11 protein-coding genes are annotated in these 13151 nt (G+C 48.0%); all 11 read right to left on the bottom strand.

Annotation, left to right across the window (positions count from 1 at the left end; translation table 11 throughout):
* Positions 1-11: 11 nt before the first annotated feature.
* Positions 12-752: a 3-oxoacyl-ACP reductase FabG gene (gene fabG, locus AC0L13_RS05155; RefSeq protein ID WP_473644642.1), complete on the bottom strand. Its 741-nt coding sequence runs from the start codon at positions 750-752 to the stop codon at positions 12-14.
* Positions 753-764: 12 nt separating this feature from the next.
* The gene (gene phaZ / locus AC0L13_RS05150) at positions 765-1664 is read right to left on the bottom strand and encodes an intracellular short-chain-length polyhydroxyalkanoate depolymerase (protein WP_473644640.1); all 900 of its coding nucleotides are present in this window, start codon (positions 1662-1664) and stop codon (positions 765-767) included.
* Positions 1636-2691 carry a 3-oxoacyl-ACP synthase gene (locus AC0L13_RS05145; protein ID WP_473644638.1) on the bottom strand — a complete coding sequence of 352 codons (1056 nt, stop codon included), beginning with the start codon at positions 2689-2691 and terminating at the stop codon, positions 1636-1638. Before AC0L13_RS05145 ends, phaZ begins: the two co-directional genes overlap by 29 nt.
* Positions 2688-3680, bottom strand: coding sequence for a branched-chain amino acid ABC transporter permease (locus AC0L13_RS05140; protein ID WP_473644636.1), 993 nt, complete (start codon positions 3678-3680; stop codon positions 2688-2690). Before AC0L13_RS05140 ends, AC0L13_RS05145 begins: the two co-directional genes overlap by 4 nt.
* 4 nt (positions 3681-3684) lie before the next feature.
* Positions 3685-4545 carry a branched-chain amino acid ABC transporter permease gene (locus AC0L13_RS05135; RefSeq protein WP_473644634.1) on the bottom strand — a complete coding sequence of 287 codons (861 nt, stop codon included), beginning with the start codon at positions 4543-4545 and terminating at the stop codon, positions 3685-3687.
* 13 nt (positions 4546-4558) lie between these two features.
* Positions 4559-5266, bottom strand: a complete 708-nt coding sequence (locus AC0L13_RS05130) for an ABC transporter ATP-binding protein (RefSeq protein WP_473644633.1) — start codon at positions 5264-5266, stop codon at positions 4559-4561.
* Entirely contained in the window at positions 5244-6017 is a 774-nt protein-coding gene (locus AC0L13_RS05125) for an ABC transporter ATP-binding protein (RefSeq protein WP_473644630.1), read from the bottom strand. Before AC0L13_RS05125 ends, AC0L13_RS05130 begins: the two co-directional genes overlap by 23 nt.
* 106 nt (positions 6018-6123) lie before the next feature.
* Entirely contained in the window at positions 6124-7383 is a 1260-nt protein-coding gene (locus tag AC0L13_RS05120) for a substrate-binding domain-containing protein (RefSeq protein WP_473644629.1), read from the bottom strand.
* Positions 7384-7702: 319 nt separating this feature from the next.
* Positions 7703-10897 carry a BTAD domain-containing putative transcriptional regulator gene (locus tag AC0L13_RS05115; RefSeq protein ID WP_473644627.1) on the bottom strand — a complete coding sequence of 1065 codons (3195 nt, stop codon included), beginning with the start codon at positions 10895-10897 and terminating at the stop codon, positions 7703-7705.
* A gap of 141 nt (positions 10898-11038) precedes the next feature.
* Positions 11039-12640: a gamma-glutamyltransferase family protein gene (locus AC0L13_RS05110; RefSeq protein ID WP_473644625.1), complete on the bottom strand. Its 1602-nt coding sequence runs from the start codon at positions 12638-12640 to the stop codon at positions 11039-11041.
* Between the two features lie 131 nt (positions 12641-12771).
* Entirely contained in the window at positions 12772-13050 is a 279-nt protein-coding gene (locus tag AC0L13_RS05105; protein WP_473644623.1) for a hypothetical protein, read from the bottom strand.
* Positions 13051-13151: the final 101 nt, after the last annotated feature.

Genomic DNA, 13151 nt, shown 5'->3' with positions numbered 1-13151 from the left:
CCCTCCTTCTCTTACATCATTATGCCGCCATCAACATGTAAAACGTGGCCGTGGACATAGTCCGATTCTGAGCTCGCTAAGAAAAGATATGCATTCGCGATGTCCTCCGGCTTTCCGAGCCGTTGCAAGGATACGACAGATTCCATCTGTTGGATGACTTTCTCAGGCATCTTCGCGACCATTGCCGTCGCCGTGAAACCAGGTGCCACTGCATTGACATTAATCCCTTTTCGCCCTAATTCCTTCGCCCACGTCTTCGTCATCCCGACGACCGCCGCCTTTGTCGCCGCGTAATTCGTTTGACCGAAATTCCCATACACACCGCTGACAGAAGACGTATTGATGATTTTCCCTGCACCTGCTGAGATCATATGAGGTGCAACTGCTTGTGTACAATTGAAAACACCAGTCAAGTTCACGTCCAGCACACGTTGGAAATCAGCAGGATCCATTTTAAGAAGTGTCGCGTCTTTCGTAATGCCCGCATTATTGATCAACACGTCGATTTTGCCGTGTTGATCAAGCGTCTGTTCTACAAGACTTGCGACGCTTTCACGGTTAACGACATCTACTTGTACGAACGTAACGTCATGCCCTTTTTCTTTTAAAAACGATTCCTGCTCTTTCCCTGCATTCTCATCAAAATCGGCCATAATGACGGAAGCCCCTTCTTCCGCAAAACGCTCGCACGCAGCGAGGCCGATTCCGTTCGCACCACCAGTAATGATTGCCACTTTTCCCGATAGTCTCATGCTGTCCTCTCCTTACTCCAAAAACGTTTCGATTGTTTTCGTTAGTTGGTCTAAATTATCGACGAGCGGCGAATGCCCCATATCTTCAAGGGAAACGAACGATGCATTGTCGCTGAGATCTTCCATAATTTCTTCCGTCATTTGTGCATTGACGACATAATCCCGGTCCCCTCGCAAGACAAGCACAGGGATGTCAATATCCTTCGCCTGGTTGCTGCCCTCGTTCACACCGTTATGACGCGGACTAATATTGAATGTGTTCAATGAATGATACACATCCGCCAAATTCCGCTGCGTGAGCATATCCTCAACGTATTCATCGTATTTCGCTGCATCTGGCTGATTATGCGTGTAGATCACTGCATTCCAGACTGCTTTCAGCCCGTCCCGGTTTTTCGTATCATACAGACCTTGCATCGGTATTGTTTTGCCAGGGTCCTGCTCGACATCCTCAATCGTTTGGAGGCGATGTTCAAGATTCGGACTGCCATCCTCCTTCGTCCCGAAAAACGGATAACCACGCGTCGAAGCAGATGCAAGCAGGACGAGCTTTTCACATTTCCCCGGATGATCCGCCACATATTGCATACATATCGCGCCGCCTGTTGACCAGCCAACTAAATGGAAATCTTTCAGACCCAACGCTTCGATGAACCCGTGCAGATCTTCTGAAAAATCGCGGATGCCTGTCACTCTTTCGTTGTAAGTCGATTCCCCAAACCCCCGGTTATCCGGCGCGTAAATTTTATACTTTGGATCCATCGCGTCAATGAGGACATCCCAATGCTTCGACGATGTCATATTGCCGTGGACGAGGATGACGACTTGCTCGCCGCCTGCCCGTTCCCGATACGCAATCTGTTCAGTGTTCGCCAAAGTCACTTTATTCAGCCCCACTTTTTGAAGTGCCATTTTCCTTCTCCCCCTCGCTTTTTCCCCATTTCACCGTAATCGCTCCCCATGCGTAACCGATGCCTGCGCTGACGAGTACAGCGATATCTCCATCATTCAATTTATTTTCCTTTTGAGCAAGCTCTAAAGACAAAATTTGGTCCATTTGCCCAATATGGCCGTATTCATGTAAATAAACCGATTGCTCTTCCTGAAGACCGAGCTCACGCAGTACGTAATCATGTGCTGATTTTTTCATATGCAAGATTGCAAGGTAATTTAAGTCCTTCTCCGTCAACCCACTTTTCTCTAATGAACTGCGAATGACTTTCAAGAAGTTTTCCATCGACTTCTGTTCAAGCCGCGCTTTCATTCCGATCGGGTCGAGCACATCAAGACGGTAAAGTCCGTTCTCAAGATCTTCCGACGTGAGCGGCTTTTTCGTACCACCAACAGGAACGACGACATCCTCCGAGAAGGATCCATCCGTAATAAGCTCCGCCTCCATAACGATATTTTCCGGATGGTCGCGCCGCAAGATCATCGCGGCACCCCCTGCAGCCAAGTTGAACATGAAGCGGGTCCTTTCATTTTCATAATCGATGAAATCGCCGTTCCGATATCCTCCTGCGAGAAGGATCGTCCGGATTTCGGGGTCGGAAAGCATAAGACTTTTCGCCACTTTCATCGCCATGATTGCAGTTCCGCAGCGGAGTGCTACGTCGAACGCCCATGCGTGATAAGCGCCAAGCTCTTCCTGCATTTTGATGGCGGCTGTCCATAACGGGTATTCCTTATGCTCTTCCCCGATATAGATGATGACGTCGATTTCCTTCGGGTCAACCTGCCCTTTCCTAAGCGCCTCGCGTGCCGCCCAAACGCCCATCGCGACAGTATGATCGTGCTCTCCAGGTATCGGTTTTTCCGTTATCCCCATCTTTGTCTTCACAACGTCCACCGGCAACCCCGACCGGTCCGCAATTTCCTCTGCAGTCATTTTTGTCGACGGGATATACGTGCCTGTACTGACAATACCGATAGTCGTCATGAGACTTCCTCCTTCCCGAGCGGACGCGTTTTCGTTTTACGCTTCCAGAACTTCTCGCGTATCGTCCCGACGATGCCTCGTGGGAAGAAGATGACCGCCAGAATATAAACGATTCCGAAGAATATGATCCACCTTTCAAAGATCGGATAATCCTTCGCGAGGCCGGATAAATAATGCTGGGCCAATTCGATGACACCTGCACCGACAATCGGGCCGATCAGCGTTCCAACGCCCCCGATAATTGTCATAAGCAATGCGTCAAGCGTAATATCCATCGTCAATACGCTTGTATTGACGAATCGCAGAGAGACTGCGTATAGCGAGCCCGCCAAGCTTGCGATGACACCAGCTACAACGGATGCGATAACTTTATAATGCAATGTGTTAAATCCGAGCGACTTTGTCCGCTGTTCATTCTCCCTTACAGCGACGAGTACACGCCCGAATGGCGAATTGACGAATCTCCGCAGCAGCAAGTAGACGAGCACGAGACAGATGAGCGTGACGAAGTAGAACATCATCCGATCCTTGAAAAACTCGGGTGCCTTGAACGTAAATCCGTCATTCCCATGCGTCACCGTGCGCCATTTTTCCGCTAGCACTAAAAACAATCCTGAAACGGCCAATGTGAGCATCGCGAAGAAATGGCTTTTCAGCCGCAGCGTCATTAATCCGATGAAGAAACTGATCAATGCTGCAAGCAGCATTCCGCAAACGATTGACAGGACGAAGACACCGATCGTCGGCTCCATCCTTTTTAGCATGACGGCGGTCGTATACGCCCCCATCCCGAAGAACATCGCATGCCCGAATGAGACGATGCCCGTATAGCCGAGCAAAATATCATAGCTCATCGCCAAAATCGAAAAGATGAAAATCTGTGTTAAAAGAATCGTCCATGTCCTCGAATCCGAAACGAGCGGGAAAACGGCGAGCACAATCACAATGATTGCGAGAAACAAGTTGTTCCATTGAAATTTGTTTTTCATGCCGTCACCCCTTTGCTGTGAAAAGCCCTTGCGGACGGAATATTAATACGATTGCCATAAGCAACATATTGACCGCAAGTGATAGAGCGGGAACGTAATACGCCATATAGCTTCCCGCGAGGCCGACCAAAATGGCGGCAAACAACGAGCCTGGGAAGCTGCCCATCCCGCCGATGACAACGACGATGAACGCCAAAATCGCAAATTCAAAGCCCATCTCCGCGTAGATGACACCTGAATACGGCGCAAACAGAACACCGCTCAACGCCGCAAGCGCAGCACCCGCCATGAAGACGTACAAGAAAACACGCTTAATATTGATGCCTAGCGCCTGAACCATATCCTTATCCAAGACGCCAGCCCGAACGATTAGGCCGATTTTTGTCTTTTGCAGCATGTATTGGAAAATGCCGAATATGACGAAGCCTACGATGATGATGAACAACCTATATTTGATGATGAGGACATCCCCGAATTCCCAGCTTCCCGCCAAATACGGAGGCACTTTCGCCGCGATTTGATTCGGTCCCCAAACGACTTTCAGCATTTCAGCAAGCACGAGCATGAAGCCGAGCGTAATGAGGATCTGCTGAACGTGATTGCCGTACACCGGCGTAATAATCAACTTTTCGGTAATGAAACCGAGAATGATTCCTGTAAGGATAGCGCCAAGAATGCCGACAATGAAGCTTCCCGATATCGTATAGAACCATACACCCGAAAACGCACCCCACGCGAACAGCCCCCCATGCGCGAAATTCAGCACGCTCATGAGTCCGAAAATGAGCGTCAAACCGGAAGCGAGAAGGAAGATGAGCATGCCCGTCGCCAAACCGTTTATCGTTAAATTGATAAGTAAATCCATCGTGCAGCCCCCTTCATCCGATTCCTAAGTATTTGCGTTTTATTTCTTCGTTGTGGATTAAATCTGCCATATCCCCTGCATGGACCGTCTCTCCGTCGTCGATGAGCGTATAACGGTCGCCGATCCGGCTTGCCATAATGAAATTCTGTTCCACGAGCACAATCGTCGTGCTTTTCTTCATTTCAGTAATTGCTTCCATCACCTTCTCGACGACGATCGGCGCCAATCCTTTCGACGGTTCATCAATGAGGAGCAGCTTGCTGTCATTGACGAACGCCCTTGCCATCGAAAGCATTTGCTTCTGCCCGCCAGACAAATGGCCGCCGTCCTTCTTCCAAAACTTCTTCAAATCCGGAAAAAGTTCCAGCACATAATCTTGTCGCGCAAACGCAGCTTCGTCTTCCTTCCGCATAGCTACTTTCATATTCTCCTCGACAGTCAAATCGCCGAAGATGCCTTGGTCTTCAGGCACATAGCCGATTCCGGCGTTTGCGATCGTGTACGTCGCTTTTTTCGTAATATCCTGTCCTATGAATTGAACCGTACCTTTTGAAGCCGGCGTCAATCCCATAATTGTTTTTAGTGTCGTCGTCTTTCCCGCTCCGTTCCGACCAAGAAGAACGCTCACTTCCCCTTCACGTGCTTCGAAGGAAATGCCTTGAAGGATATGGTACTGGCCAATATGAGTATGGATGCCATCAACTTTCAGCAAGGTTTTCATCGTAGAGGCCTCCCAAATATGCATTTTGTACAGTTTCGTTGTCCATAATTTCCTTTGGGCTCCCATCCGCCAGCAGTTTGCCGTTGAAGAGCACCATGATGGAATCCGATAAATCCAAAATCATATCCATTTTGTGTTCGATTAACAAAATCGTTTTTTCACCTGTTTGTTTAATTTTCCGGATGACGTCCAATATCGCTGGCACTTCCTCAAGAGACATCCCAGCCGTCGGTTCATCGAGCAACAGAACTTCCGTATCGAGCGCAAGAAGCATCGCGATTTCAAGCTTCCGTTTCTCCCCATGGGATAATTGGCTTGCGATGGCATGTTCTTTTCCGTCAAGCAGTACAAGGGCAATCAATTTCTCCGCCTCTTCGATGAGCTGCTTATAATGAATAAAATGCCGAATCATTTGATACCGGATCTTCTCCTTTGATTGGACTGCGAGCCGGACATTTTCCAGCACAGTCAAATTCGGAAACACATTCGTTATCTGGAATGAACGGCCAAGCCCTTTCCGCGTCCGGGCAACTGCTGATAAAGGAGCCATCGATTCTCCTTTGAAGAAGACATCCCCTTCCGTCGGTTTCAGCTCTCCGCTCAATAAATTGAAAAATGTCGTCTTGCCCGCGCCATTCGGCCCGATGATCGACTTCAAGTGCCGTGGCGGCATTTCAAAATTCACATGCGATACGGCAGTATGCCCGCCGAATCGGATTGTCAGGTTTTCTGTTCTGATAATCGGTTCCACTCGTTCTCCTCCTTCCCCATCCTTCTCAATCGGATCAAACTGTTTTGATGTGATTGAGAAGGACAGCGAGTTCACTGTCCTTCCATATTTCATTTCCTATAGGTGATCAGTTATTGATCGGCGGCTCAGTTTCTTCAGGCGAAAGCTCCCTGATCAGCACTGGAACCGGATATGGTACGCCATCCTGCTTTTCAAGCTTGATGGAATAAAGCGTTTGCAGTGCTTGGTGATCTTCCGCACGGAAAGTCATTGTACCTTTCGGTGTGTCGAATGACATACCTTCCATAACACCGATCAACGTATTGCCATCCGCGTCTCCATCCGTCTTTTTCAACGCTTCGACAATTGCGATCGCAGCTGTCATACCTCCTGGCGTGAATAGGTCAGGAACTTCGCCGTTATAGCGCGCTTTATGCTCCTCGACTAACCAATCGTTAATTTCATTGTCAGGAAGTGTATGGTAGTAAACCGAGAACCCTTCCATTCCGACGAGCGGCTCCATGATGGAAAGTGCAGGAATATCCGGTGCACCTGTCGAGATTTTGATGCCTTTCTCTTGCATCTTCAAATCAGCGATCTGGTTCCAAGGCGAGTTCGCCCCAGCCCAAACGACAAACATATAATCAGGGTCTGCTTCAATAATCTTTTGCAAGTTGGATGTAAAATCCGTTGCTGCTGGATCCGCAAATTCTTCGATCACGATTTCTGCTCCTAAATCTTCAGCAGCTTTCTTGAACGCCGCTACGCCATCCCATCCGAATGAATAATCCGGTGCAAACGTTGCAATTTTCACGCCTGGCCCAGCGATAGCAGCGGCTCCAGCGACAGCATCTTGTGACGAGTTACGCGCCGTCCGGAAAATAAACGGGTTAAATTCTGAACCTGTGATGCTATCCGCAACAGCCGGTTCGACGATCATGATTTTCTCGTATTCTTCCGCTAACGGAAGAACAGCAAGTGTGTCACCAGAACTAGAAGAACCGACGAGGAAATCAACTTCATCCTCTTCTAAAAGCTTCGTCGCTTTTTGGACAGCGACTTCAGGTTTCGTTTCGGTATCTTCGAAAACGACTTCGATTTTCTTGCCTGCGACTTCCATCGTGCCGCCAGTCGCATATTCAAGACCGAGCTCGAAGCCTTGTCTTGTTTGCTTTCCGTATGACTCGAGCGCTCCAGTTAATGAGGCGAGGACACCGATTTTGATTGTGCCGCCTTCTTCACTACTTGCTTCTCCCGATACAGGCGTTGTATTCGATGGCGTTTCCTTTTCAGAAGACGATGCATCTCCTTCTTCCGATTTGCTGCAAGCCGCGCTAATGACTAGCATCATTGCAAATAATAGAACTAACCACAATTGCTTCTTCATACTGCAACTCCTCTCTCCCATTCGTTTTGTAAACGCTTTCTTCCTGTCTATTACTCTATGGGAGAGGAGTTGCAAAAGAGTTACAAACGCAGATTGCAAAGTTGATTTCCGCTTCGTGCGGACGCGTTCCGCGGGCACGGCTTCAGCCGCTTCCCTCGCTGCGCTCGGTCCAGGGTCTTCACCTCGTGCTGTTCCCGCCGGAGTCGCCGCCCTCCGCTCCAATCAAAGATGCTTCTTAGATTAAATAAATACAATATAGAAAAAGGTAAAGGAATATTTGCTTTCCTTCACCTTTTTGTCTCTTTTATTATTAAAAGCTCTATAATTCATTCATAATCATCTTGTACATCTGCTCGGTTGTTTCCATTGGTTCAATGGCGAGTTCGTCTTGCAAAACGGATTGGCATTTGCGGTACCATTTGATGGACTGTGGGCGATTTTGGAGTTGATAATGTGCATACATGAGCAAGCGGTACGCTTCTTCCCATGTTTGATCAATCCGCAAAAGTTTCTCCGCCCATTCAATCGTTTTTCCATAGTTTTGCAGTCTCGTATAGGACTGGGCAAGGCGTTCGAGTGCTTGGATGTAGAGCAGTTCGATGCGCTCGCGTTCTTGTGTAATCCATTCGACGGATAGCTTTTCCTCGAAGAGCTTTCCTTTGTACAGCGAAGTTGCCTTCAACAATTGGTCGACTGCTTTTTCGGCTGTCTTTTCAGATAGACCAGCTTCTACGTATTGTTTGAATCGTTCAAGATCTGTCCGGATGTCTGCTTTCGGGTTTAGCCGGTACATCGTTTGTTTTCGGAGAATGAAAAACGGATTTCCCCTGGCACTTCGATTCGGTTCAATCACTTTCAGCAAGGCATTCAATGCCACTTTAAAATCCCGGTCGGCGCTCTTGTCGTCGGCATCTTCCCAAAGCGCCTGCATGATTTCTTCTTTCGGGACGAAACGGTTTTTATTCAATAATAAATATAGGAAGATTTCCTTCGACTTATCCCGCTGCCATTTCCGGTCGTCGACTTCTTCAAGCCCAAGTTGAATCATGAAAGGACCTAAAAGTTGGACTTCGATTTTATAGCCTGGATGCGAAGTGGTATCTTCCAATCCAAGGAGATGAATGGTGTGCTGAATGCCAGTGTGCTCTATATGGAAACGTGCCGACTTGAGCACTAAAGGATGGATGGACTGGCGGTCAAACGGGCCGAAAACAGTGTCTGCCGTTAGAAAGAAGGAATAATCCAGACAAAGTGAAAAAAATCGGTCGGCGTGCTTGGAAAAACGTGCTTCATTGCCGGTTCGATCATACAAGTTCATTGACCAAAATGCGGTTACCATTTCTCCGTATACATCTCCACATGTTTGGAATAAACGATTCGCCTCAATCAAATGGTGTTCCGTGTCCAAATCATTGTTTCCGTAAAAGTGGACGATTGCGAGTCCAATATGAATTAATGCGGAAAGCCAACCATCATTGACCTTCTCCGTCTCCCGCAAGCCCGCTTCTCCGTACCGGATCGCTTCCGCAAATTCGCCTTGCCGCGCCGCCACAATCGACAAGCCCATATAAGGCTCCGCGTTCCCTCGCGACACGTTCAGCTCATCCATCCGTTCGATTGCCCGGAGATAATGTTCCTTCGCAACGGCTACATCAGCCGGGTTGGCTATCGTTCTCGCATGCCCCATCCTGATAAGCCCTACAGCTTCGATGAAACCCGATTTCTCCGCTTTTCCAAGCTCGATTCCTCTTGTTGCACTCTCCAAAGCGAGTTCGTTCTCGCCCGTCATCGAATAAATCAAAGACAGTAAAATATCGGTTTCCCGATGAGCATCAGGCAACGTCGAATCATCGATACGTTCCGTCAAAATCGCTTGCGCTTCCCGTAATTTTCCGGTCCGGAGCGCAATCCTAGCATCCAAATTCCCTTCACGAAGAATGGCCACGTCATGGATTTCATGCTGCACCCATTTTGCAGCGTCTGAAGCTTTACCGAGATTCACGAGATTTTCTGCGAATTGACGTTTCAATAATTCCATTTCCAATTCGCTTGTCCTTTCGCTCTTCTCCGCGAAAAGAATCGCATTCATCAAATACGGATCTGCGAGTCCAGGTTGGATCGTATCAAGATAAATATTCGCGATTCCCGCATGTGCGCGACCTGCATAATAATCATCGCACTGCTTTTCCGCCGCCTCGATGCACGCCGTATACGCTACTCTCGCTTTCTCGTAAAAAGCACGGTACCGATGCGCCTCTCCTTCAAAATAATAGAGTGGATAAAATCTTTCAAGAATGTCCGGCGATAAGCCTTTGATAATATCGAGCAGCCACTCAAACTGGCCAGCTTTGATTAAGGTTGATCCATTGTTAACAATAATTTGACCGATGAATGTGGGATCACCACTTTTGACGGCATGAGAAATGGCTTGGATCGGGTTTGATTGCCGAATATAAAACTCAGTCGCCTGTTTTTGAGTTGTATAAAATTGATCAGGATTGACCGACTGCCATTTGCGCTCCAAAAATTGATGGAAGAGAGCATGGTAACGATACGTCCCTTCCCCGAGAGTTTGGATGAACACATGTCGTTCCGCCAATTGCTCAAGTGTACTTGCCGCTTCATTGCCATAAAACTCACCGACAAGCTGCAAAGAAAATGTCGGAAAGATCGAGAAAGCCAGTAACCAATCTTTCTCTTCCTCACTCATCCGGTTGAACACTTCTTCGGATAGATAGGCAAATAGCTCATGCAACGCGGGCTTCATCGCAGTCGGCAAATGAGTTTCACCCCCGGCAAGATGAAGCGCAAGCAAATTGACCGCAATCGCCCATCCTTCCGTCAAACGAATAACGGATGCCGCCTCCGCTTCTGTTAGGGTCTGTTCGAAATAATCCTCGTAAAAAACCGCAACTTCCTCTTCCGAAAATAGAAAGTCTTCCTCCATTAGTTCGTTCAGTTGGCCAGTCACCTTCAATTTGACGAGGCTCGCCCATCGCGGTCGGTTCCGCGTCGCGACGATGAGATGGATGTTCGGCGGCAATGAACCGATCATCTTTTCGACGAGATAATTGACTAAAAACACATGGTCGACGTGGTGAAAATCATCGATGACAATGAAAAGAGTGGTGTCGAATTCACAAAGCTCATTCATGAAAAGGGCGAGCCATCGTTCAAGATCCATTTCCTTCGGATGCAACGTCGGCTCCTCCCATTCAGACAAGGAAGCCCCGAATTCCGGCACGACACGACGGATACTTTGCGTCAAATATGTAATGAACGGAAGGACGTCATCATCTTCATCCGTCACGGAATACCAACTGTATTCAGCGTTCGTATCATGGAAATAAGCAGAAAGTCCTGAACTCTTCCCATACCCCGCTCCGCTATGCAATAAAGTCAGCTTCACCCGGTTCGCCATCTTCATCTTTTTAATGAACGAAGCTCTCCGCATATACGTGGCGGACGGCGTTGGCGGCATCAGTTTGGATAGTAAAATGGGCTTTGTCTGCATCGATTCTCACCTACCCTAGTATCTCTTTCTAACTATTTTAACATAGAAGGTTCTGAATTGGATGACACCTATAAAAAATACCTCCTTTCAGCTTCGCTGTGGAAACTGAAAAGGAGGTATTATGATTAGTTTAAAATTTCATCACCAAACGGCAATCGATCCATCGGTTCTAGCTTCGGTACCGCCTGCGAGGACGCCGGTTTCCGGGTCGCGCCAAATGATCTGCCCTCTGCCGAAGGAACCGCCGTCCAATGTCGGCACTACTTGATGCCCTAGCCGGACGAGCGCTTGCGCAATATGGTTCGGGAAGTTCGGTTCGACGTGCACTTTATTCCCTTCGATCCATTGCCAGCGCGGCGAGTCCAACGTCGCTTGTGGATTCAAATGATAGTCGACCGTGTTGACGACGACTTGGAAATGGCCTTGTGGCTGCATGAAACCGCCCATGACTCCGAACGGGCCGACAGCTTGTCCATCTTTCGTGAGGAAGCCTGGGATAATCGTGTTATATGTCCGTTTGCCCGGCTTCAAGACATTCGGGTGTGTTGGGTCGAGCGAGAAATCAACTCCTCGGTTTTGGAGCGCGATTCCTGTTCCCGGCACGACAACTCCCGAACCGAAGCCCATATAATTCGATTGGATGAATGAAACCATATTTCCCTCTTCATCCGCAGTCGCCAAATAGATCGTTCCGCCTCGAGGAAGCTCAAACGGCTCCGGAACAGTTGCCCGTTCTTTAATTTCCGCGGCACGTTTCTTCGCATAATCCTTCGACAGCAATTCCTTCACATCAATCGGCATGTCTTGTTGTTCGGTAATGAATGCTTTTCCGTCAGTAAAAGCGAGCTTCATCGACTCGATTTGTTCGTGCAACGACTGAACGTCTCCCGCTGCGGCAGGATTCATTTCAGAGAATATATTAAGTGCCATTAGCGCCACGACACCTTGCCCATTCGGCGGGATTTCCCACACATCATAGCCTCGATAATTCGTCGAAATCGGATCAACCCATTCCGCTTTATAGTTTTCAAGATCTGATTTACGGAGATAACCATTGTTCTCGATTACATGAGCGTCAATCAAATTCGCAAGCGCTCCTTTGTAAAATGACTCTGCATTCGTTTCACCGATAGCACGCAATGTCTTTGCATGATCCGGCGACTTCCACATTTCTCCGATTTCCGGCGCTCGGCCATCCGGCGCGAACACTTTGAACCACTCGTCGAACTCAGCAGAGTCTAGCGATTTGAATTTATTGTATGCCATTTTCCAATACTTCCCTAAAACTGGAGTGAGCGGATATCCTTCTTCCGCATAACGGATTGCAGGAGCAAGCGATTCGATCAACGGCAACTTGCCGAATCGTTTCGATAGCTCCGCCCAAGCAGAGGGAACCCCTGGCACCGTAATTGGCGTGAATCCAAATGTCGGAATCTTTTCATGCCCTGCCTCTTTCATTGCGTCAAGCGTCAATGCTTCTGGCGCAGGCCCGGACGCATTCAAGCCATACAGCTTATCCTTCATCCATACAATCGCAAACGCATCGCCGCCAAGTCCGTTCGTTGTCGGCTCGACGACCGTAAGCGCAGCGGCAGTTGCTATCGCAGCATCGACCGCATTCCCGCCTTTCTGCATTACTTCAATGCCCGCTTGAGACGCCAGCGGTTGCGATGTCGCCACCATCCCTTTCCGCGCGAATACGGTATGGCGAGTTGTTGGGTATGGGTTATATAAGTAGTCCAATGGAATTCCCCCGTTTTTTTCTTCTATTATACGATACTTTCGATAGAATGGAGGAAAACTTTAGAATACTCGTTTTTTATATGACAATAAAAAAACTTCCGCTGGATGCCGATTGCACCTTAGCGGAAGTTTTAGTGATCATAAAACCCCTTTTTTAATCGATGTACGTCTGCTTGAGTTGAGAGCAGTGATGAGTTCAATACTTCGAATTTTGCATCAATCTTCTCTACTTTGTCTTCGAGGCGCTTCACATCTTCTTTCAAGATTTTGACATCATCTTTTAAGACTTTGACATCCGTCTTCACTTCTTGAATTTCTTCTTTCAATTCCACTTTAGTTTCCTTCAGCTGGTTCGATAACTCTAAAATTGCTTGCAAGATCGTTTCTTGGGTTACTGGTGAACTCTTCAACTTCTTCAGCCCCTTTCCATTTGAAATACTTTCCTATATCTATTTATCTGTTAAGGACGTTTTTTTATGTCTACCTATCATAACATGATCCGGGGTTATTA

This window comes from Sporosarcina sp. QA0331, assembly GCF_055808055.1.
Note: the sequence above shows the minus strand (reverse complement) of the source record. Positions and strands in the feature narration are given on the sequence as shown.